The following is a 21,755-nucleotide window of genomic DNA, read 5'->3' on the forward strand; positions in this document are numbered from 1 at the left end:
TGACGCATGCAAAACAGGCAGGAAGCCGAAGTGGTAAAGAACGACAGGAAGCGGCGCTCGCGCCTCCATCTTTTTGGCCGGCAGATGCCTCTGCCGCACAGCCCGCTTCTGCGTGTTGGTATCGGGATTCTGCTGGTTCTCGGCGGTCTCTTCGCCTTCCTTCCGGTGCTCGGCCTGTGGATGCTGCCGCTCGGGCTGATCGTGTTGTCGATCGATATTCCCGCGGTGCGGCGTTGGCGGCGGCGGTTCACCGTGTGGATCTACACGCGTTATCCGGGCGTGGCGCGGCGATTCGACGTGGCCGCGCCCGCGGGAAATGGCAATGGGAAGGCGGCCGTTGCCGGCAAAATCGATTCGCAGACACCGTTCGTTTCGCCGGGCGATACACGCATGAGCGAAACGGAGCGATCGGCGGAATCGCGCTTGCGACAGTCTTCCGATTCCGTTTAGTCTTTGAAATGGTTCCGGTTCCCGAATGGTGCACAGCACCTGGGGATCAAAAGGGAATGCGACAGGGATGACCCAGATCGGGATCCCTCATCCGCAGCTGCCCCCGCAACTGTACGCGGCGAGCCCCCTGCATAAGCCACCGGCAACGGGAAGGCGCAGAAGGGCGGAGACCCGCAAGCCAGGAGACCTGCCGGACCAGGGCAACTCGAACGCCGTCGGAGGGACGGCAAAGGGGATAGCATGCAAAGTTCCGGAACATTTCCGTCGGCGATTCCATCCAGGGTTCGAGCCGGGTGCGCCGCATTGATCGCCAACGATCTGCGCACCGTGCAGAGCGGTTTCGCTTTCATGCCCGGGCGGTGTCCGCCGCCTGATCTTTCAGAAAACGCATCTTCGCCGCGCTGCCGTTGAGGCAGTCATGTTTCCTCACGTTCAAGGCATGGCCGTGGGTCATGCGGCCTTCATGGCGACCGGCAGGACGGTAAGCATCCGACCGCTCGTGTCGTCGGCCTGGCCCCTGGCGCGGAAACGCTCCGCGAAATCCTCATGATAACCACGGCACTCGTTTTGGGCGGCGCCCGCTCGGGAAAAAGCGCCTATGCGGAACGCCTCGTGGAGGAAAGCGGGCTCAACCCCGTCTACGTCGCCACGTGTCCTCCCGCAGACGACGATGCGGAGATGGGTGAGCGCATCGCCGCACATCGGGCTCGGCGCGGACCGGCATGGCGCACCGTCGAGGAGCCGGTCGCGCTTGCGGACGTCATTGCCGGCGAGGCCGCGCCGGATCGGGCCCTGCTCGTCGACTGCCTCACACTCTGGCTTTCCAACATTTTGTTCGCCGAAGAGGACCTCGCCGTGCGTACGCGCGAGCTCTGCGCAGCCCTCGCCGCGGCGAACGGCCCCGTCGTCCTCGTCTCCAACGAGGTCGGCCTCGGCCTCGTACCCGATAACGCCCTGGCTCGTCGCTTCCGCGATGCGCAGGGCCGTCTCAACCAGGAAATCGCCCGCTCGGCGGAGCTGGTCGTCTTCATGGCGGCCGGACTGCCTCTGGCACTGAAAGGACAGCTTCCTTCATGACAAACGCTTCGGAACGCATTCCCGCGACGATCATCACCGGCTTCCTTGGAGCCGGAAAGACGACGATCATCCGCCACATCCTCGAAAACGCGAACGGCCGAAAAATCGCCCTCATCGTCAACGAGTTCGGCGATACGGGCTTCGATGGCGGGCTTCTCTCCGATTGCGGCAGCCCCGCCTGCGGTGAGGAGGATATCGTCGAGCTCTCCAACGGCTGCATCTGCTGCACGGTGGCGGACGATTTTTTGCCGGCGATGGAGGGACTCCTCGCACGCGGCCAGGCGCCCGATCACATCGTCATCGAGACCTCGGGCCTCGCTCTGCCGCAGCCGCTCGTCAAAGCCTTTGCCTGGCCTGCTGTCCGCGACCGGGTGACCGTCGATGGGGTGGTGACCGTCGTCGATGCCGAGGCCGTCGCGGCCGGTCGTATGGCGAGCGACGAAGCGAAGCTCGTCGCGCAACGCGAAGCCGACCAGTCGCTCGATCATGACGATCCGATCGAGGAATTGTTCGAGGATCAGCTGCGCTGCGCCGATCTCATCGTCTTGTCGAAGAGCGATCTCGTCGATGAAGCGGGCATGCTGCGCGTGGAAAAGCGCGTCGGAGAGGACAAGCGCGTCGCTGCGTCGCTCATTCGTGCCACGCATGGCATCGTGCCGCCCGAAGTGCTCCTGGGCGTCGGGGCCGGGGCGGAGGACGACAGCGAGACCCGGCTTTCGCACCATGAGATGGAAGGCGAGGAGCACGAGCACGACGATTTCGATTCCTTCAGCATCACCGTGACAGCGCCGGACAAGGCCGAGGCCGAAGCACGCATCACCAAGGCGCTCGCCATGCCTGGCGTTCTGCGCATCAAGGGACGCCTTGCGATCGACGGCAAAAAGGTGCCGCTGGTCGTCCAGGCTGTGGGTCAGAGGCTGGAGAGCTGGTTCGACCGCGGCAACGGTGAATCGTCGGGCGAGCCGAAGCTCGTGGTGATCGGCCTGTCCGATGTCGATCGGGCGGCCGTCACGGAGGCCCTCGGAGGCTGAATTGCATATCTTCAAGGGCCAGAGTCGGGGGCTCGACGCGGCCTCCGAAGCGGTCGATCTCGATCAGAGCCCGGGCGACATCGTCATCCTTTCCGCAGCTGACACCGAGATTGCCGGGTTGGCTGCGGCGGCGAACCGGCTGGCGGGCGATTTTCCGGCCATTCGGCTCGCCAATTGGATGTCGCTCGCGCATCCCTATTCGGTCGATCTCTATGTCGAGAAGGTGCTGGCCGAGGCGAAGCTGATCGTCGTTCGGCTTCTCGGCGGCGTCGGCTATTGGCGCTACGGCGTCGAGGAGACGCTGCGGATTGCGCGCGGCTCAGGCGCCAAAGTGGCGCTGATGCCGGGCGATACCAAATGGGATGGCGACCTTGCGGCCGAGGGCACGCTCGGCGCCGACGAAACGCGGCTTCTCTGGTCCTATCTCGTTGAGGGCGGAGCGGAGAATTTCGAAAACGCGTTGCGGTTCTCGGGCCATCTTCTCGGACATGACGAGGTGCCGCCGCCACCGAAGACGGTGCCGGCTTTTGGCGTTTCCGAGGGCGGACGGAAGTTTGAGGGCGAGGGGCCGACTGCGGCGATCGTCTTCTATCGTGCGCTCGTGCAATCGGGTCAGACGGCGCCGGTGGAAGCGCTTTCTGCGGCTCTTGCCGAACGGGGACTGCGGCCGCTTCCGGTTTTCGTCTCAAGCCTCAAGGCGGCGGCGGACAAAGAGTTCGTAATGGGGCTGTTTCAGGAGCACGATCCTGCGCTCATCCTGAACGCCACCGCCTTTGCTCTCGGCAAGACCGGCGATCCGTCTGCCGAGACCTTTCTCGATGGCGGAAGGCGGCCGGTTCTTCAGGTGACCTTTGCGGGTGTGTCCGAGGCGATCTGGCGTGAACATCCGCGCGGTCTCTCACCCTCCGATCTCACCATGAACGTGGTGCTCCCGGAGGTCGACGGACGTCTCATCACCCGTGCCATTTCGTTCAAGGAAGAGGGAGCGTTCGAGCTGCGCACGCAGTGCCGGCCGATGGCGCATCGCCCGCTCGCAGACCGCGTCGCCTTCGTCGCCGATCTCGCGGCGGCCTGGGCGCAGCTTTCGACGAAGCCGAACGCGGCGAAACATATCGGCATCGTTCTGTCGAACTATCCGAACAAGGATGGCCGGCTCGCAAACGGCGTCGGTCTCGATGCACCCGAATCGACGGTACGGCTCCTGACGGCGATGGCCGAGGCTGGCTATGACACCGAGGGCGCGCCCGAAACGGGAGAGGCCTTGATGCAGACGATCCTCGCCGGGCCCACGAACGCGATCGACGGACGGGTCGAGCGCACGGGTGGCGAGTGGCTTTCGCTCGAGGATTATCGAGAATTCTTCCGCGCGCTGCCGGAGAGCGTGCAGAGCGAGGTCGAGACCGCCTGGGGTCGGCCTGAAGACGATCCGTTCTTCGATCCTGGCGAAGGTGCCTTTGCGCTCGCCCTGCATCGCTTCGGGCATGTCGTCATCGGCGTGCAGCCGGCGCGCGGCTACAATGTCGATCCGAAGACGAGCTATCATGACCCGGCGCTCGTGCCGCCGCATGGCTATTTCGCCTTTTATGCCTTTCTGCGGCGCTCATTCGCGGCCGATGCGCTCGTCCATATGGGCAAGCATGGCAACCAGGAATGGCTGCCGGGCAAGGCACTCGCGCTGTCACAGGATTGCTTTCCCGAGGCCACCCTCGGGCCCGTGCCGCTTGTCTATCCCTTCATCGTCAACGATCCGGGCGAAGGGGCGCAGGCGAAGCGGCGCGCGGCCGCGGTCGTCATCGACCATCTGATGCCGCCGATGACGCGCGCCGAAAGCCACGGGGCGGCGGCCGAGCTTGAATATCTGATCGACGAATATGCGGCCGCCGACCTCGTCGATCCGCGACGCTCGAAAAAGGTCGCCGAAGCGATCGTGGAGCGCGCGGAAAGCGAAGGTTTTCTGGCCGATCTCGGGATCGCGTCGGGCAGGGAATCGCGCGAGGAAATCATTCTCAAGCTCGACGAGCAGATCTGCGATCTGAAAGAGCTGCAGATTCGCGACGGGCTGCACATTCTGGGTCAGTCTCCGGCCGGGCGGCTGAGGACCGACACGCTCGCCGCACTCGCCCGTGTGCCCCGCGGCGGAGGCGAGGCCGGCGATGCCTCGCTTTTGCGCGCACTCGCCGATGATTTCGATTTGCGCTTCGACCCGCTCGATTGCGTGCTGCATGAGCGCTGGGAAGGAAAACGGCCAAAGCTCCTGGCGGATCTGACGGACGCAGCCTGGCGTACCAACGGCGACACGGTGGAGCGGCTGGAGATTTTTGCGGCGGCGCTCGTGGAGGCGCTCGTTCCCGCAGCCGAGTCGGGCAGCCCGTCAACGGAACCTGCAAGGGTTCTGGAAGTGGTCGACGGAGGTCCGGCGGTAACGTCCGTGGCCGGCGAGCTGACGTCCGACGACGCGTTCCATGTTGCGCTTCTGCATTGCAAAACGCCGGGTCGAAAAACCGAGGCGGTGTTGGCCCGACTGCGCGAGGCGATCGCGCCGACGCTCGATGGGTCCGGCCGGGCCGAGATCGCCGCGACGCTTGCTGCGCTGTCGGGGCGTTTCGTGGCGCCCGGGCCTTCCGGCGCGCCGACGCGCGGACGCGCCGATTGCCTGCCGACGGGACGCAATTTTTATTCCGTCGATGTTCGGGGCGTGCCGTCGCGCGCCGCCTTCGATCTCGGCTGGCGTTCGGCGCAGCTGCTGGCAGAGCGCTATTTCTCCGACGAGGGAGAATGGCCGACCGCGATGGCGCTCACCGTTTGGGGCACGTCGAACATGCGCACGGGTGGTGACGACATTGCCCAGGCGCTCGCGCTTCTTGGCACGCGTCCCGTATGGGAGCAGGCCTCTGGGCGTGTGACGGGCATCGACGTCGTGCCGCTCTCGGAGCTCGGCCGCCCGCGCATCGATGTGACGCTGCGGATCTCCGGCCTCTTCCGTGACGCCTTCCCGCATCAGATCGATCTCTTCCATCAGGCGGTGCTGGCCGTTTCGGAGCGCGAGGAACCGGAAGACGCCAATCCGATCGCCGCGCGCATCCGCCAGGACAGCGCCCGATTGGGAGAGGCGGGGATGGCGGAGGACGATGCGCGCCGGGCCGCCTCCTTCCGCGTCTTCGGTTCCAAGCCCGGAGCCTACGGTGCCGGCCTTCAGGCGCTGATCGATGAAGGTATCTGGCAGGAGCGGGGAGATCTCGCCACAGCGTTCCTGGAATGGTCGTCCTACGCCTATGGCGGCGGTTCGGAGGGTGAAGGTGGCGAGCGCACACGAAAGCTCTTTGAGCGGCGGCTCAAGACGACCGATGCGATTGTGCAGAACCAGGACAACCGCGAGCACGATCTTCTCGATTCCGACGATTATTATCAGTTCGAGGGTGGTCTCTCGTCTGCCGTCGAAACGCTGAAAGGATCGGCGCCGAGAGCCTATCACAACGATCATTCGCGTCCGGAGCGGCCGGTGATCCGTGGCCTCGATGAAGAACTCGCACGCGTCGTGCGTGGGCGTGCCGCCAATCCGAAATGGATCGAGGGCGTCATGCGCCACGGTTACAAGGGCGCCTTCGAAATCGCGGCGACGGTCGATTATCTCTTCGCCTTCGCGGCCACGACGCCAGCGGTCAAACACCACCATTTCGACCAGCTCTATGCCGCGTACCTCGAAGACGAGGATGTGCGCGCCTTTCTGGCAGACAACAATGCGCCGGCGTTGAAAGAGATCGCGGCGCGTTTCAACGAAGCGATCGAGCGCGGCCTGTGGGCGCCGCGGCGCAACTCGATCCACAACGAACTTCACGAGCTCGCGAACGGAGGAAGTTTATGAGCAAGGCAGAGCTGAGCGAGGACGAGCTCAACCAGAAGCACGCCGAAAAGATGCGCCGGAAGAAAGAGGCGCGCGACAAGATCATCGCCACCAAGACGATCGAAAAGGGGCTTCTCGTCGTTCATACGGGCAAGGGCAAGGGCAAGACGACGGCTGGCTTCGGTCTCGTCTTTCGCGCCCTCGGCAACGGCATGAAAGTCGGCATCGCGCAGTTCGTGAAGGGCAAGCGCGATACGGGCGAACGCCACGCTCTGGAGAAGTTCTCCGATCAGATCACCGTGGTCTCGACGGGCGAGGGCTTCACGTGGGAGACGCAGGATCGCGAGCATGACATCGCCGCTGCGCGCGAGGTCTGGGAAAAGGCCAAGGCGATGATCGAAGATGGAGAACACGATCTCGTTCTCCTCGACGAGCTCAACATCGTCCTGCGCTACGATTATCTGCCGCTTGAGGAAGTGCTCGAGGTGATCGAGGCGCGTCCGGCCATGAAGCATGTCGTCGTGACCGGCCGCAACGCCAAGGACGAGCTCATCGAGGCCGCTGACCTCGTCACCGAGATGACGCAGATAAAGCATCCGTTCCGGTCCGGCGTGAAGGCGCAGGTCGGGATCGAATTCTAGGCTCTTTCGCCAACCCTTCGGAGTTATCGTGTCTCGTACCCCCGCCATTATGATCCAGGGCACCGGCTCGCATGTCGGCAAGTCGCTTCTGGTTGCCGGCCTCTGCCGGGCTTTCAGCAATCGGGGTCTCAAGGTGAGACCCTTCAAGCCGCAGAACATGTCGAACAATGCCGGCGTGACGGCGGACGGTGGCGAGATCGGACGGGCCCAGATGACGCAGGCGCTGGCCGCCCGCGTCCCGCCGTCCGTGCACATGAATCCGGTTCTGCTGAAGCCCGAAAGCGATATCGGTGCTCAGGTGATCGTGCAGGGACGGCGCGTAGCGACGCTGAAGGCGCGTGATTACACGGTGCGCAAGCCCGAGTTCCTGGCCGCCGTGATGGACAGCTTCAACCGGCAGCTCGAGGCTGCCGATATCGTTATCGTCGAGGGGGCCGGCTCTCCGGCGGAGGTCAATCTGCGTGAGGGCGATATCGCCAATATGGGCTTTGCGTTGGAGGCCGATGTGCCGGTCATTCTCGCCGGAGATATCGAACGCGGCGGTGTGATCGCGAGCCTCGTCGGCTCCCATGCGATCCTTGATGAGGCTGACCGCTCCCTTATTAAAGCCTTTATCGTCAATCGCTTCCGTGGCGATGTTACACTTTTTGACGAAGGTATGCGGATCATCGAAGAGCGCACCGGATGGGCCGGCCTCGGCGTCGTGCCGCATTTTCCGGGCGCTGCGAAGCTGCCGGCCGAGGATGTGCTCGGGCTCGAAGAACCGGCGGAGACACCGAAAAAAGGTGCCGCCACCGTGAAGGTGGTGGTGCCGCGTCTCGGCCGCATCGCCAATTTCGACGACCTCGACCCGTTGCGGCAGGAGCCGTCCGTCGAACTCGTCATCCTCGAGCCGGGCGAGGCGCTGCCGGGCGACACCGATCTCGTGCTTCTTCCGGGTTCGAAGTCGACGATCGCCGATCTGGCGGCGCTGCGCGAGGCCGGCTGGGATATCGATATCGCCGCGCATGTGCGCCGGGGGGGCCACGTTCTCGGGATCTGCGGAGGGTTTCAGATGCTCGGCCGCCTGATCGCGGACAAGGACGGCATCGAAGGCGCCCCTCAGAATGTGCGGGGTCTCGGGCTTCTCGATGTCACCACGAACCTCACCGCCGACAAGACGACGGTGCCAGTGCGGGGGGTGCATGTGGCCACGGGCGCGGAGTTTTCTGGCTACGAGATCCATGTCGGCGAGACCGTTGGGCCCGGCCGCTCCGAACCGTTCGCAACGCTCGAAGGGCGCCCGGATGGGGCTGTCGCCTATGATGGGCGCGTTATGGGCACCTATGCTCACGGCCTTTTCGGCTCCGACGCTTTCAGAGGGGCTTTCCTCGCCAATCTCGGAGCGACAAGCAGCACGCGCTACGACGAGGGCGTCGAAGAGGTCCTCGATGCCCTGGCACAGCATCTCGAAGAGCATCTGTCGCTCAACCGGATTTTTGAGATCGCGGCCTCTCGCGGTTCGCACGAGCGCAAGAGCGCCTGAGATCACGCCAGCTCAGAGCGGCGAAGGCTTCACTCTCGTGACGTTTCGCCGAGGCTGCGGGAGCGCGCCTGTTATCCCCAGATCAGGAGCGCGCTGATGGCCACCAGCGCCAGGCCAAGCAGCCATGTTGCGTCGGCGAGCCTCAATCCGCGGCGGAGATCCTTGAGCGTCGCCTCGCGGCGGCCTTCTGCGTTCAGCCAGGCGCCTTCGACGGCGTCGTTCCCGTATCTTCGTGGTCCTCCGAAAGCGAGGCCAAGCGCCCCGGCGAGTGCCGCCTCGGGCCAGCCGGCATTCGGCGAGCGATGCAGCGGCGCGTCGCGCCGCGCGGCCTTCAGGGCCTGTCTCGGGGAGGCTTCGGCGAACGCCGCGGCAGCCGCGATGAGGAGCGCGGAAAGCCGAGCGGGGACATAATTTGCAAGATCGTCGAGACGCGCCGCGGCATAGCCGAAATCCTCAAAGCGCTCGTTCTTATGTCCGATCATGGAATCGGCCGTGTTGAGCGCCTTGTAGGCGAGGAGGCCGGGAAGCCCGCCGACGAGATACCAGAAGGCCGGCGCCACCAGCCCATCAGAAAAGTTCTCCGCCAGCGATTCGAGGGCTGCGCGGTTGACGCCGGCTTCGTCGAGTTGGGTGACGTCGCGGCCGACGATCCAGGAGAGGGCTTTCCGCGCCGGGCCGATGCCGCCCTCTGCCATGGCGTCGCCGACGGCCTGGACATGCTCCAAAAGGCTCTTCTGAGCGAGGAACACAGAGACGAGCAGCGCTTCGACGATCAGGGAGAGAGGAAGTGCCGCAGCGATTCGGTGCAGCACGACACCCGCGAAGACCGCGAGCCCGAGAAGGACGGCGACGGCCAGCATGCCTCGCTTGCGGCGTTCGTCACCGGTTTTTCGTTCATCGTTGAGGCCTTGATCGAGACCCTCGATCAAGCGTCCGATCCAGGCGACCGGATGGCCGATCTTCCTCCACAATTCGTCCGGGTCTCCGACGAGGCGGTCGATCAGAAGGCCGAGGGCAAGAACGACAAGACGGCTCATGACGGCAAAATCTCGTTGAAAGCGACCTCGAGCCGACGAAATTCGCTCTCGTCGCCCGGAAGCCCGAGGCGGAGCGAGTCGGGTCGGTCGGTGAAGATGCGGGTCCAAATGCCATGCGCGGCGAGGCCGCGGTGCATCTCGGCCACGCGGTCGTCGCGAATGAGGGCCAGAAGTGGAGACTGGCTTTCGAACTGCAGGCCATGGGCGAGGAGGAGCGCCCGGAGTTCTCGTGCCTGAGTGTCGAGGCTGAGGCGCGTCTTTTCCTGCCATTCTCTGTCGGCGAGCGCCTGACGGCCAAGGGTGATGGCCAGCTGTGAGACGGGCCAGTCGCCGAGGCGCTCGCGCAGCGGCGCAATCAGCTGCGCGTGAGCGATGATGAAGCCGAGACGCAGTCCGGGCAGGCCGTAGAATTTCCCGAACGAACGCAGCACGACGAGATTCTGCATCCGACTCATGAACGGGATCACCGACGTGCGTTCAGTCAGCGCGTCCTCATAAGCTTCGTCCACCACGACGAGATCGGCGTCCTGCCGGCTCTCTGCGAGCGACAGAATCGTCTCCGGCGACAGAACTCTCCCGTCGGGATTGTTGGGATTGACCAGAATGACGCTTGTGCGCGCCGGAATCTCGCTCGGCGCCCTGATGACAGGGATCTGGTTATCGAAAGCCGTGCGATAGGACGCATACGAGGTGTCGAGAAGAACCGCCTTCCTCATGAGAGAGGGGAGTTGGCGTATGACCGGCTCGATGCCGGCCACGGGCAGAATCTCGGCGTCTTCCGGAACCCGGTAAGCGTCTCTTGCTGCGGCCATCACGGAGTCGAGATCACCCCGGGACGGCAGTCGCTCCAGGGCGACCTCGTCGAGATTGACGCGTTTCCGCCATGGCCATGCACGAGGATTGATTCCCGTCGACAAATCGAGCCAGTCGTCGCGGAAAATGCCGTAGAGTGCCCCCGCCGCTGCCGGGTCGCCGCCGTGATACATTTCGTTTCCCTTTGCCCGGGCGCCTCATAGCGCAACTCAAGGCCCTGCGACGAGGCCTCGGCTCCCCAAAAAGCGGGATGCAGCCCCCCGCAGCATCTTTTTGCCGCGGGAGCTGCTTGTGCTTGTCGGACCGGCAAAGCTTTGCTACGGGAGCGCCTCTGGCCTCGTGGCGGAGTGGTGACGCAGCGGACTGCAAATCCGTATACCCCGGTTCGATTCCGGGCGAGGCCTCCAGAGCCCTCCCATCCTCGCAGAGACGCCTGACACCTCCGAAGATGAGTTCGCGTCCTCCTGTTGAGATGTCCTAGACGGTCTCGAGCTACGATTTGCAGCTCTTTCTGCGGGCTTCTCCATGTTTGCGGGCGGCCTTGCTTGTCGCACCGCTCGACCCCCGCTAGGAAAGACGACGCAACGGTCAGGAACGAGCCATGACAGACAATGAAACCCTGCGTCAGCGGATGGTCGACAACCAGATCCGCACCCGGGACGTCACCGATCGTGAACTCATTCAGGCATTTCTGAATGTGCCCCGCGAGCGCTTCGTGTCCGGAGTGCAGCAGCCTTTCGCCTATTCCGACCTGGACTTGCCGCTCGAATCGCCGGGACGTGTGCTTCTCAGTCCGGCGCTTCTCGGCCGAATCATCCAGGCGATGGAGATCACCCCCAAAGAGGTGGTGCTCGATCTCGGATGTGGGCGGGGTTACGCCTCGGCGCTCATGGCGCGTCTTGCCGAAGCGGTCGTCGCTGTCGAGCCGGACGAGGAGCTGCGTCACGCGGCGGAGGCCAATATGGTCTCGTTGAAAATCGACAATGTTGCAATCGTCGAAGGGTCTCTGACCGAGGGGTATCCCTCAGAGGGTCCGTACGATGCGATTCTCATCGCGGGGGGAATCGAGGTGATTCCGCCGGCGATTTTCGAGCAACTCAGCGAATATGGCCGTCTTGCCACGATCGAGATGAACGGCGAGGCGGGGCGTGTGATGATCTATTCTCGCGTCGGTACCCATACCAGTGGCAGACCGGTTCTCGATGCGACTGCACCAGTCATTCCGGGCTTCGAGCGCAAGCGCGAGTTCGTTTTTTGATGCCTTTAACGCCCGATTCCCGGGTGTTGCAGAAGGGCCGCAGCCGATAATAGAAATGCCGGAGGTCGTAGCAAAGGCGACGAGTTTCGTGCATCTGATGTTAAAACCCATATGACCGCGAGCGGCGGTCGCAGCTTCCGGTAGACGTCGTGCTCCTGACCCCATGTAGATACTCCCTGGGCGTTGTTCTCGCCGCTACGCTTCTGGCTTCTCCCGCCGGAGCAGAGAGCATCACCGAGGCGCTCGCCTCAGCCTATTGGAACAACCCGACGATCAATTCTCAGCGTGCCGAAACGCGCGCGGTCGACGAGAATGTGCCGATCGCCAAGGCCGGCAACCGGCCGCAGGTTTCCGCCTACGGCGAAATCGACGGAACCCATAGCGGCGGCTATGCGCATTCTGGTGGCGTCGGAGCTGATTTCAGCCAGAACACCTCGGACCTCGCAGTCGGCGTCCAGGTTCAGCAGAACCTGTTCAACGGATTTCAGACCCGCAATGCCGTGAGCGGCGCGACCTCGAACGTCTATGCCAGTCGCTTTGCCCTGGAAAGCACAGTTCAGGACGTCCTTCTCGATGCAGCCCAAGCCTATATGGATGTGCTGCGTGACGAGGCGCTGTTGCGATTGCGGCGCCAGAATATCGACTTTCTCGATGAGCAGTTGCGAGCCGCGCAGGACCGCTTCGACGTTGGCGAGAATACCCGCACGGACGTGGCGCAGACGCGCGCCGAGTTGAGTCTCGCCCAGTCGAACCTCAGCCTGGCGGAAGCCAATCTCGTCGCCAGCAAGGCGATCTATCGCCAGGTGGTCGGTCACGAGGCCAACAATCTTCAGCTGACGTTCCCGTTCCGGAACAAACTGCCGAGCTCGCTTCAGCAGGCACTTTCGCTCAGTCTCGACCGGCATCCGTCCATCATCGCCGCGCAATACGCCATGGATGCGGCCGCCTATGATGCGAAGCGGATCGAGGGCGAGCTTTTGCCGACCGTCAGCGTCACCGGCAATCTGCAGAAAGAGATCGGCGTCGGGCGGCCTGACAACACCGAGACGGCGCAGATCATCGGCCGTGTTTCGATTCCGATCTATCAGGGTGGCTCGGTTTCGGCCCGGGTGCGGCAGGCGAAGGAGCTTCTTGGCCAGCGGCGCATCGAGGTCGATGTGGCGCGCGAGCAGGTGCGTGCCTCGACCGTTGCGGCCTGGGGCACTCTCGAGGCGACCAACGCCTCGATTCTCGCCGCCACGGCGCAGGTCGCCGCTTCGGATATCGCCCTGCAGGGCGTGATCGAGGAGCAGCGGGTCGGTCAGCGCACGCAGCTCGACGTCTTGGACGCCCGCAGCACGCTTCTCGACGCCAACGTCAATCGCGTGGTCAGCCAGCGTGACCGCATCGTGGCGGCTTTCTCGCTGCTCGCTGCCGTGGGCCGGCTCAATGCAGATGCTCTGAACCTCCCGGTCGAGCGCTATCACGCGGAAGCCCATTACGAGGCCGTGAAGGACAAGTGGTTCGGGCTGAGAACGCCGGACGGTCGCTGAGGCGAACGAAACGGCTTCTTTTGTTTCGGCCGTTCCCCTTGGCTTCAAAAGCGCTGGGGGAGCTCGCGGATAGCGCCATTTCCGCCAATGCCACGTGCTCCTGCGCCTTTTGTCGATGCCGGTGCCGCGCAGCGCACAGGCGTCCTTCGCGCGCGCCGCAGCCTTTCCGCAGACGTTTGCTCTCTCAGATGATGCACGCATCGCGCGTGCCCGGCCTGGGGATTATGCGTTTAAGCCCCTGGTGATGGGCTTTCTTTAACCTTCAAATGCGCATGTACAACCAAAGCGATTCGATGTGTGGAGGCTGAGGCCTCTGCCCAGGGAGCATTTTATGGCTAATCCGAGCGCGGCACAGGAACCGACCATGGAGGAGATCCTGGCGTCGATCCGCCAGATCATTTCCGAGGACGGCGACAAGTCGGAGGCCCGTGCTTCGAGGTCTCTGCGCGTCGCCATCGAGGATGACGAGGCCGAACCGACGGCGGCTGCCGCCCGGCCTGGCGCCGTTCAGCCTGATGCCAGTCAGCCTGATGCTCCTCAGTCTGTCGCCCCTCAACCGGTGGCGCCTCAGCCTGTCGACGAGCCTGCTGCCCCGGCTCCGGAAGCCGTCGCGGAGCCGTCTTCCGCCGCGGACATGGCCGACGACGAGGATGATGATTTTCCGGATTTCTCCGCCCCGTTTGAGACTGCCGTCGGCGTTGAGGCTCCGTCGCCGGAGCCTGAGCCGGTTGAGGAACCAAAGGCCGCCGAGACGGCGGTGCGGGAGGCCGCGCAGCCTTCCTTTGGCCATCGCGCAGGGCCAGAGACGTTCGAGCCGGCAAGGTCGGCAGCGAAGGAGCCCAGCTCTATGACGACTTATGAAGCGCATGCGCGCGCCGAGGATCGGCTCTTGTCCGATGATGCGGATGAGGCGGTATCCGGTGCCTTCAATTCTCTGGCGCATACCATTCTGTCTCAGAACGCGCGCACCTTGGAGGATCTCGTCTCCGAGATGCTGCGGCCGATGCTGAAAGAATGGCTCGACGACAATCTGCCGCCGCTTGTGGAGCGGCTCGTCAAAGAAGAGATCGAGCGCGTTTCCCGCGGACGTCGCTGATCAAGCCCGTCGCGGCCCTCGGTCGCGGCGACCCCTTTCTTCGCAGCCGTTCAGGCTGCTGATCCAGACCGCTTGTTGACAGGCGGCGGGCGCACCAGTTTAACCCCGGCGGTTTCAGCGCCCGCTTCCGGGCCCATGGTGCGTTTCCCTCATGCTAGAAAAGACCTTCGACGCAAAGAACGTCGAACCCCGTATTTCCCAGAAATGGCTTGATGCCGATGCCTTCCGTGCCGGTGCCGGTGCGGAGCCTGGCGCAGACACGTTCGCAGTCGTCATCCCGCCGCCGAACGTGACCGGCTCCTTGCATATGGGGCACGCACTCAACAACACGCTGCAAGATGTGCTCGTGCGCTACAACCGCATGCAGGGCAGGGACGTCCTGTGGCAGCCCGGCATGGACCATGCCGGCATTGCCACGCAGATGGTCGTCGAGCGGCAGATGATGGAGCGTCAGGAGCCGGGCCGCCGCGATATCGGCCGCGAGGCCTTCGTGGAGAAGGTCTGGACCTGGAAGGCCGAGTCGGGCGGCATGATCCTCAATCAGCTGAAACGCCTCGGGGCTTCCTGCGACTGGTCGCGTGAGCGCTTCACAATGGATGAGGGGCTGTCGGCTGCCGTCATCAAGGTGTTCGTTCAGCTCTACAAGGAAGGGCTGATCTACAAGGACAAGCGGCTCGTCAATTGGGATCCGAAGCTCCTGACGGCGATCTCCGACCTCGAAGTGCAACAGGTCGAGATGAAGGGGCATCTGTGGCACTTCAAATACCCGATCGAGGGAGAGGAAGGCCGATACATCACCGTCGCCACTACCCGGCCCGAGACCATGCTGGGCGATACGGGCGTGGCCGTGCATCCGGAAGACGAGCGCTACCGCGATCTCATCGGCAAGCATGTGATCCTGCCGCTCGTCGGCCGCCGTATTCCGATCGTCGCGGATGAGTATGCCGATCCCGAAGCCGGCTCGGGCGCTGTGAAGATCACCCCGGCCCACGACTTCAACGACTTTGAGGTCGGGCGACGGAATGATCTCGCCATGGTCAACGTCATGGACGTGGAGGCCAATCTCGTCCTCGAAGGCAACGAAGATTTTCTGTGCGACGTGCCGGAGAGTGCGGAACTTGCCGAAACCGTCGCGGCCCTTCATGGGCAAGACCGCTTCACGGCGCGCGACAAGGTCGTCGCGATGATGGATGAGCGAGGTCTTCTGGAGAAGATCGAAGAGCACGTCCATGTCGTGCCGCACGGTGATCGCGGCGGCGTGCCGATCGAGCCGTTCCTGACGGACCAGTGGTACGTGGACGCCGTCACCTTGGCGAAGCCTGCGATCGCTTCCGTTCGCGAGGGGCGCACGACCTTCGTCCCGAAGAATTGGGAAAAGACCTATTTCGAGTGGATGGAGAACATCCAGCCCTGGTGCATTTCGCGCCAGCTGTGGTGGGGACATCGGATTCCGGCCTGGTACGGGCCGGATGGCGAGGTCTTTGTGGAGGCCTCCGAGGAAGAGGCGGAAGCCGCCGCTTACCGCCATTACGGCAGCCGGGTGAAACTCGACCGCGACGAGGATGTGCTCGACACCTGGTTCTCTTCGGCGCTCTGGCCGTTCTCCACGCTCGGCTGGCCCGACGAGACGGCGGAGCTCGCCCGTTATTATCCGACGAACGTGCTCGTGACGGGGTTCGACATCATCTTCTTCTGGGTCGCGCGGATGATGATGTTCGGACTGCATTTCATGAAGCAGGAGCCCTTTGCGGACGTCTACATCCACGCCCTCGTGCGCGACGAGCACGGCGCGAAGATGTCGAAGTCGAAAGGCAACGTCATCGATCCGCTGGAGCTCATCGAGGAGTTCGGCGCGGATGCGCTGCGGTTCACGCTGGCCGCCATGGCGGCGCAGGGACGCGACATTAAGCTGTCTCCGCAACGTGTTGCAGGATATCGCAATTTTGGAACGAAGCTGTGGAATGCCGCGCGCTTCTGTCAGATGAAGGGCTGCGGGCTGGATGCGAGTTTCGATCCGGCCGAGGCGAAACTGCCGGTCAATCGCTGGATTCTGACGGAGGCTGCCCGCACGGTCGCCGCAGTCACCGAAGGCATCACGGCGTACCGCTTCAACGAGGCGGCCGATGCCATCTATCACTTCGTGTGGGATACGTTCTGCGACTGGTATTTGGAGCTCATCAAGCCGGTGCTCGACGGAGACGATGAAGCGGCCGCGGTCGAGACGCGGGCGGTTGCCGGCCGGGCTCTCGTCGATATCCTGAAGCTTCTGCATCCCTTCAGCCCGTTCATCACCGAGGCGCTTTGGGATGAACTCGGCGGAGAGGAGGCCGGGCTTCTGGCACTCGCGTCCTGGCCGGAAAGTGCGTTTGGTGACGAGGCTTCAGCGGACGACATCAACTGGCTGGTTCTGCTCGTCTCGTCGATCCGATCGGTTCGTGCGGAGATGAACGTGCCGGCCGGTGCCCGTACGCCGCTCGTGGTCTGCGCAGCCTCCGAGCTGACGCAGGAGCGGCTTGCGCGCCATCAAGCGGCGATCGAACGGCTCGCGCGGGTGGACGCCATCTCGACCGCCCCGGATGTGCCGAAGAACGCGGCACAATTTCTCGTGGGCGAGGCGACCTGTGCCTTGCCGCTTGAGGGCGTGATCGACTTCGATGCCGAACGCTCGCGCCTTGAGAAAGAGATCGGCAAGGTCGACGGCGAGATCTCACGCCTCGACAAAAAGCTCAGCAACGAGAAATTCGTGGCCCGGGCGCCTGAAGAGGTCGTTGCGGCAGAACGTGAGAAACGCGCGGAATACGTCGCCGATCGCGAACGTTTGGCCGCCGCGCTCGGACGGCTGAGCGACACGCACTGACCGGAGCATTTGACGGGGCCATCACTACGGCCCCGTCGCGCGCCTATTCCTACGCATGGGGCTTCGGGCGAAGCATCGCCTTACATTCGTCGCGTTTTGTCGTGTGAAACGGCTCCGTGCGGGGAGTCGCTGTGGCCATTGCGCAACAGCCGCTTAGCGCGAGAAACTCACCCCCTTAGACCCATTAACAAGCGCCACGTTTCAGTCATAAACGAAGCGCAGGCGGAGCTTTATGGCGAAGGCTCCACCTGGGGCAAGAGTTCATGGGGCTTAGGGGCATGGACGCGAAAAGTTTTGATAAGTCACGTCTGCCAAGCCGCCATGTGACGGAAGGGCCGTCGCGTGCGCCGCATCGCTCCTATTACTATGCGATGGGTCTCGGGACTGAGGAAATCCATCAGCCGTTCGTGGGTGTGGCGACCTGCTGGAACGAGGCCGCGCCGTGTAACATTGCGCTGTCGCGACAGGCGCAGGTCGTCAAGAAGGGCGTTGCAGCGGCCAAAGGTACGCCGCGCGAATTCACCACCATTACCGTGACTGATGGGATCGCCATGGGTCACGCCGGGATGAAGGCCTCGCTCGCGTCGCGCGAGGTGATCGCCGATTCCGTCGAGCTGACCATGCGGGGCCATTGCTACGACGCTCTGATCGGTCTTGCCGGCTGCGACAAATCCCTGCCCGGAATGATGATGGCGATGGTGCGCCTCAACGTGCCGTCGATCTTCATCTATGGCGGGACGATCCTTCCCGGCAGTTTTCGCGGCAAGGAGGTCACCGTCCTCGACGTCTTCGAAGGCGTCGGGAAGCATCTGAGCGGCGAATTCACCGACGAAGATCTTGCCGAGTTGGAAGCGGTTGCCTGTCCTTCAGCCGGCGCCTGCGGGGCACAGTTCACGGCCAACACCATGGCGACGGTTTCCGAGGCGATCGGGCTCGCTCTGCCGTATTCGGCCGGCGCGCCGGCGCCCTATGAGTTCCGTGACCGTTTCTGCTATGCGGCCGGCGAGCAGATCATGGAGCTTCTCGCGCAGCAGATCCGTCCGCGAGATATCGTGACGCGCAAGGCGTTGGAGAACGCCGCAACGGTGGTCGCAGCCTCGGGCGGATCCACGAATGCCGGGCTGCATCTGCCGGCGATCGCGCATGAATGCGGCATCGACTTCGATCTCTTCGAAGTTGCGAAAATTTTTAAACGTACGCCCTACATTGCCGACCTCAAGCCAGGCGGAAAGTATATCGCCAAGGATATGTTCGAGGCAGGCGGCATCCCGTTGTTGATGAAAACCCTTCTCGATAACGGATTCTTGCACGGCGACTGCATGACAGTCACCGGCCGCACAATTGCCGAAAATCTGGAACATGTTCAGTGGAACGATGAGCAAGACGTGGTTCATCCCGCGAACAAACCGATCAGCCCGACAGGCGGCGTGGTCGGTCTTTCCGGAAATCTCGCCCCTGATGGCGCGATCGTGAAAGTCGCGGGCATGACCAATCTGCGCTTCAAAGGTCCGGCGCGCTGCTTCGATACGGAAGAGGAATGCTTTGAGGCCGTGCGGAGCCGTCAGTACCAGGAGGGAGACGTTCTGGTGATCCGCTATGAAGGCCCGAAAGGTGGGCCTGGCATGCGCGAAATGCTGTCCACGACCTCCGCTCTCTATGGGCAGGGCATGGGCAGCAAAGTGGCGTTGATCACGGATGGACGCTTCTCCGGCGCGACGCGCGGGTTCTGCATCGGCCATGTCGGGCCGGAAGCGGCCGTGGGCGGACCGATCGCTCTCCTTCAGGATGGCGACATCATCGAGATCGATGCTGAGGCCGGGACGATCTCGGTCGAGCTCGACGACACGGAATTGGATCGTCGGCGTCAAAGATGGACGCCGCGCGAGACGGATTATCGCTCCGGCGCTTTGTGGAAATACGCGCAGACCGTCGGAGCGGCGCGAAAAGGTGCCGTGACGCATCCGGGCGGCGCGGCGGAAACGGTGTGCTATGCGGATCAGTAGTGTTCTGCCGGTCGCGTGTCTGGCGGTGGCGATGGCGACGCCTGCCTTCGCCTTCGATCCCGATACGTCGGCCCGCGAGGCGTTTCGTGAAGGATATATCGCCTACAAACAGGGCCACACGGCCGAGGCTCTGGAAGCGCTGTCCTATGCCGCGGACAAGGGTCACACTGCCGCGTTGTGGAAGCTCGGGCGCATCTATGCCACCGGCGACGGTGTCAGCGAGGATGACGCGCACGCCTTTCGGATCTTCGCCAAGATCGCCAACGACTATGCCGACGGCAACCCGCGTGGCTCAGATGCACGCTTTGTCTCCGATGCCTTCGTCGCGCTCGCGGGCTATTTTCGTGACGGGATCGCGGGAACGGTCGTCGCCGATGAGGGGAAGGCCCGGCGCTTTTATTCCTATGCCGCGTCCTACTTCGCCGATCCGGAGGCGCAGTTTCAGCTCGGCATGATGTATCTGAACGGCCGCGGCGGCGAAAAGAACGATCGCCAGGCGGCGCGCTGGCTGAAACTCGCGGCCGATAAAGGCCATGCGCAGGCCCAGGCGGAATTTGGGCGGCTCCTGTTCGACGGTATCGGCATTCGGCGCAATGCGGTGAAAGGGCTGATGTGGCTCTCAATCGCGCGCAATTCCTACCGTGGCGACGACGCCATCCAATCGCTCCATGAAGAGGCCTTTGCGGCTGCGAGCGAGAACGATCGCCGCACGGCTATGGCTCTGGCGGAGGATTACCTCGCCAAGAGCAAGACGAAATAGCTTTCGTCTCTCCTCCGCCTGCGGCCTCCATCTCCTGGCAATCGCTTATCGACGAAGGCTGCCGCCATGCGGTGGATCGCTGTCGTCCAAGCCGTCTCGTGTAACCAGCGGTCTTCGCCGTCTCGTGCAACCGGCGTTCTTCAGACCGGGCCATCCGGGCCGGCATTGCTGCGCGATCCTAATTCCTTCCTCTGAGTTTCCGCTTTTTGCCATTGGCTTCCGCCCGGCGATCGGGCATGACTTCGTCATGCGCTTTATGAGGCACGTGCTCGGTGACAGATTCGTCGGTGGCCTGGTCGCCGTCGTCGTCGCCTATATGCTTCTTTTGCAGGGCGTTTCAGGTGCCTATGCCATCGGCTTCATGGCCGGGGGCAACTCGACCGCCCTGTGCAATCCGCTCGCATCGCCTGACCACAAGGGGGAAGGCAAGAACCACGACAACGGGGCATGCCCCTGTTGTTCTGCGCTCTGTCATTCCTCAAGCCTCATGCTGCCTGCGGTACCGCAAGATGGCGCTATTCTCCTTGCGGGTTACGGGCCATTTCTTGTGGTTGGCCGCGACGTTAGGGGCAGTGCCTTGCATCCGTCCGAGCTGCGTCTCGCAGCCGAGGCCCGAGCGCCACCCATTCTCTCCAGCTGACGCCTTTCCCCGTCCGGCCTCTGCCGACGGTTCTTTTTATGCGCAGATGGAGAAATCGATGCGCCTTGTTGCACACCTCATTGCGGCTGCTCTCGTTTTTGCTGCCACACCCGCTCTCGCTCACGGATACAAGCTCGGCAATCTCGAGATCGGGCATCCCTGGACACGCGCGACGCCGCCTTCGGCCACCGCCGGCGGCGGGTTTTTGAAGATCACGAATACCGGTGATGAGGACGACCGTCTCGTCTCCGCCTCATCACCGATTTCCAGCCGGGTGGAACTGCACACCATGGATATGTCGGGTGGCGTGATGAAGATGCGCCAGCTCGAAGATGGCATCCCGGTGCCGGCCGGAGCGACGGTCGAACTGAAGCCCGGCAGCCTGCATGTCATGTTCATCGATCTGACAGCTCCCATCGAAGAAGGGGCGAACGTGCCGGTCACGCTCACTTTCGAGAGGGCTGGCTCGGTCGACGTGGAAATGCCCGCTTCGGCCGTGGGGGCTCCTGGCCCGAACGGCGATGCGATGAAGATGGACGGGCACACGATGGATAGGCCGGAAAACAGCAAAGCTCAGTGATGTCGATGCGCAAAATTTGGCTGCTCGTTGCAGGAGCGGTAGCGATCCTCGCAGTCTCGGCGGTCTTCGCCGTTCTGCTGACGCCTCCTGAACGGTTGCAGCAAAGCGTTGGGGTGGCCGCCATTGGCGGCCCCTTCACGCTCGTCGATGAGGACGGCAGGACCGTCAGCGAGGAGGATTTCCGCGGCAAGCCGACGGTGATCTATTTCGGTTTCACCTTCTGCCCCGATGTCTGCCCGACGACACTTTACGAGCTCTCGGGTCTGATCAAGCGGCTGGGCGACGATGCCGAGAAGCTCAATTTCCTCTTCGTCTCGGTCGACTGGGAACGCGATGGGCCGGAGAAGATGAAGGATTACGTCTCCGCCTTCGATCCGCATATCCGCGGGCTCTCCGGCAACGAAGCGCAGATCGAGGAAATCGCGAAGGCCTATAAGATCTATTACAAGAAGGTCCCGACCGATGATGGCGACTACACGATCGATCACACGGCGTCCGTCTATCTGATGGATCAGGACGGAAAATTCGTCGGAACCCTCAATTACGGTGAGGACAGCGATTCGATGTTCGCAAAGCTGAAGCGGCTTGCCGGGAACGCCTGACCTTCACGTCGG

General features: G+C 63.3%; 16 protein-coding genes, 1 tRNA gene, 1 pseudogene and 1 riboswitch. Of the genes and pseudogenes, 16 read left to right on the forward strand and 2 right to left on the reverse strand.

Annotated elements, in window-relative coordinates:
- Positions 1-30: 30 nt before the first annotated feature.
- The 6 genes from ACK8CP_RS04790 to ACK8CP_RS04815 all read left to right on the forward strand — a co-directional run bounded on the left by ACK8CP_RS04790 (position 31) and on the right by ACK8CP_RS04815 (position 8,565).
- A complete protein-coding gene (locus tag ACK8CP_RS04790) occupies positions 31-450 on the forward strand; it encodes a hypothetical protein (protein ID WP_414833508.1) in 420 nt (139 codons plus the stop codon).
- A riboswitch (cobalamin riboswitch) is annotated at positions 449-660 on the forward strand. It overlaps the preceding gene by 2 nt.
- A gap of 336 nt (positions 661-996) precedes the next feature.
- Entirely contained in the window at positions 997-1,527 is a 531-nt protein-coding gene (cobU, locus tag ACK8CP_RS04795; protein WP_414833509.1) for a bifunctional adenosylcobinamide kinase/adenosylcobinamide-phosphate guanylyltransferase, read from the forward strand.
- Positions 1,524-2,558 carry a cobalamin biosynthesis protein CobW gene (gene cobW, locus ACK8CP_RS04800; protein ID WP_414833510.1) on the forward strand — a complete coding sequence of 345 codons (1,035 nt, stop codon included), beginning with the start codon at positions 1,524-1,526 and terminating at the stop codon, positions 2,556-2,558. The genes cobU and cobW overlap by 4 nt, the downstream gene beginning before the upstream one ends.
- Position 2,559: 1 nt before the next feature.
- Positions 2,560-6,420: a cobaltochelatase subunit CobN gene (cobN, locus tag ACK8CP_RS04805; protein WP_414833511.1), complete on the forward strand. Its 3,861-nt coding sequence runs from the start codon at positions 2,560-2,562 to the stop codon at positions 6,418-6,420.
- Positions 6,417-7,040, forward strand: a complete 624-nt coding sequence (cobO, locus tag ACK8CP_RS04810) for a cob(I)yrinic acid a,c-diamide adenosyltransferase (RefSeq protein WP_414833512.1) — start codon at positions 6,417-6,419, stop codon at positions 7,038-7,040. Before cobN ends, cobO begins: the two co-directional genes overlap by 4 nt.
- A gap of 49 nt (positions 7,041-7,089) precedes the next feature.
- On the forward strand, positions 7,090-8,565 hold the full coding sequence (locus ACK8CP_RS04815) for a cobyric acid synthase (protein ID WP_414834190.1): 1,476 nt from the start codon (positions 7,090-7,092) through the stop codon (positions 8,563-8,565).
- A 71-nt stretch (positions 8,566-8,636) separates the two neighbouring features.
- On the opposite strand, the gene cbiB is transcribed toward ACK8CP_RS04815, so the two are convergent.
- Complete coding sequence (cbiB, locus tag ACK8CP_RS04820) at positions 8,637-9,602, reverse strand: adenosylcobinamide-phosphate synthase CbiB (RefSeq protein ID WP_414833513.1); 966 nt, start codon at positions 9,600-9,602, stop codon at positions 8,637-8,639.
- Positions 9,599-10,588 carry an aminotransferase class I/II-fold pyridoxal phosphate-dependent enzyme gene (locus ACK8CP_RS04825; protein ID WP_414833514.1) on the reverse strand — a complete coding sequence of 330 codons (990 nt, stop codon included), beginning with the start codon at positions 10,586-10,588 and terminating at the stop codon, positions 9,599-9,601. Before ACK8CP_RS04825 ends, cbiB begins: the two co-directional genes overlap by 4 nt.
- 160 nt (positions 10,589-10,748) lie before the next feature.
- Here ACK8CP_RS04825 and ACK8CP_RS04830 point away from each other — a divergent pair.
- The 10 genes and pseudogenes from ACK8CP_RS04830 to ACK8CP_RS04875 all read left to right on the forward strand — a co-directional run bounded on the left by ACK8CP_RS04830 (position 10,749) and on the right by ACK8CP_RS04875 (position 21,743).
- Positions 10,749-10,822: transfer RNA gene (locus tag ACK8CP_RS04830), tRNA-Cys, on the forward strand.
- 194 nt (positions 10,823-11,016) lie between these two features.
- Complete coding sequence (locus ACK8CP_RS04835; RefSeq protein WP_414833515.1) at positions 11,017-11,673, forward strand: protein-L-isoaspartate O-methyltransferase family protein; 657 nt, start codon at positions 11,017-11,019, stop codon at positions 11,671-11,673.
- Positions 11,674-11,822: 149 nt separating this feature from the next.
- Positions 11,823-13,205, forward strand: coding sequence for a TolC family outer membrane protein (locus tag ACK8CP_RS04840; RefSeq protein WP_234628149.1), 1,383 nt, complete (start codon positions 11,823-11,825; stop codon positions 13,203-13,205).
- A gap of 910 nt (positions 13,206-14,115) precedes the next feature.
- Positions 14,116-14,301 (forward strand): annotated as a pseudogene (locus ACK8CP_RS04845) (PopZ family protein); the annotation flags it as partial.
- 151 nt (positions 14,302-14,452) lie between these two features.
- Positions 14,453-17,158, forward strand: a complete 2,706-nt coding sequence (locus ACK8CP_RS04850; RefSeq protein ID WP_414833516.1) for a valine--tRNA ligase — start codon at positions 14,453-14,455, stop codon at positions 17,156-17,158.
- Between the two features lie 278 nt (positions 17,159-17,436).
- Positions 17,437-19,161, forward strand: a complete 1,725-nt coding sequence (ilvD, locus tag ACK8CP_RS04855; protein WP_234628147.1) for a dihydroxy-acid dehydratase — start codon at positions 17,437-17,439, stop codon at positions 19,159-19,161.
- A complete protein-coding gene (locus ACK8CP_RS04860; protein ID WP_128294161.1) occupies positions 19,148-19,921 on the forward strand; it encodes a tetratricopeptide repeat protein in 774 nt (257 codons plus the stop codon). The genes ilvD and ACK8CP_RS04860 overlap by 14 nt, the downstream gene beginning before the upstream one ends.
- Positions 19,922-20,045: 124 nt before the next feature.
- A complete protein-coding gene (locus ACK8CP_RS04865) occupies positions 20,046-20,561 on the forward strand; it encodes a hypothetical protein (protein ID WP_414833517.1) in 516 nt (171 codons plus the stop codon).
- 58 nt (positions 20,562-20,619) lie between these two features.
- The gene (locus tag ACK8CP_RS04870) at positions 20,620-21,141 is read left to right on the forward strand and encodes a copper chaperone PCu(A)C (RefSeq protein ID WP_414833518.1); all 522 of its coding nucleotides are present in this window, start codon (positions 20,620-20,622) and stop codon (positions 21,139-21,141) included.
- Positions 21,141-21,743: an SCO family protein gene (locus ACK8CP_RS04875; protein ID WP_414833519.1), complete on the forward strand. Its 603-nt coding sequence runs from the start codon at positions 21,141-21,143 to the stop codon at positions 21,741-21,743. The genes ACK8CP_RS04870 and ACK8CP_RS04875 overlap by 1 nt, the downstream gene beginning before the upstream one ends.
- Positions 21,744-21,755: the final 12 nt, after the last annotated feature.

This window comes from Afifella sp. YEN Y35, from assembly GCF_047553465.1.
Lineage (GTDB): Bacteria > Pseudomonadota > Alphaproteobacteria > Rhizobiales > Afifellaceae > Afifella > Afifella aestuarii.

Excerpts from the sequence above, each read along its gene's own strand:
- ACK8CP_RS04835 (WP_414833515.1), top strand. The coding sequence starts at position 11,017 with ATGACAGACAATGAAACCCTGCGTCAGCGGATGGTCGACAACCAGATC.
- cobU (WP_414833509.1), top strand. The coding sequence starts at position 997 with ATGATAACCACGGCACTCGTTTTGGGCGGCGCCCGCTCGGGAAAAAGC.
- ilvD (WP_234628147.1), top strand. The coding sequence starts at position 17,437 with ATGGACGCGAAAAGTTTTGATAAGTCACGTCTGCCAAGCCGCCATGTG.
- cbiB (WP_414833513.1), bottom strand. The coding sequence starts at position 9,602 with ATGAGCCGTCTTGTCGTTCTTGCCCTCGGCCTTCTGATCGACCGCCTC.
- ACK8CP_RS04860 (WP_128294161.1), top strand. The coding sequence starts at position 19,148 with ATGCGGATCAGTAGTGTTCTGCCGGTCGCGTGTCTGGCGGTGGCGATG.
- cobW (WP_414833510.1), top strand. The coding sequence starts at position 1,524 with ATGACAAACGCTTCGGAACGCATTCCCGCGACGATCATCACCGGCTTC.
- cobO (WP_414833512.1), top strand. The coding sequence starts at position 6,417 with ATGAGCAAGGCAGAGCTGAGCGAGGACGAGCTCAACCAGAAGCACGCC.
- ACK8CP_RS04825 (WP_414833514.1), bottom strand. The coding sequence starts at position 10,588 with ATGTATCACGGCGGCGACCCGGCAGCGGCGGGGGCACTCTACGGCATT.
- ACK8CP_RS04850 (WP_414833516.1), top strand. The coding sequence starts at position 14,453 with ATGCTAGAAAAGACCTTCGACGCAAAGAACGTCGAACCCCGTATTTCC.
- ACK8CP_RS04870 (WP_414833518.1), top strand. The coding sequence starts at position 20,620 with ATGCGCCTTGTTGCACACCTCATTGCGGCTGCTCTCGTTTTTGCTGCC.
- ACK8CP_RS04815 (WP_414834190.1), top strand. The coding sequence starts at position 7,090 with ATGATCCAGGGCACCGGCTCGCATGTCGGCAAGTCGCTTCTGGTTGCC.
- ACK8CP_RS04875 (WP_414833519.1), top strand. The coding sequence starts at position 21,141 with ATGTCGATGCGCAAAATTTGGCTGCTCGTTGCAGGAGCGGTAGCGATC.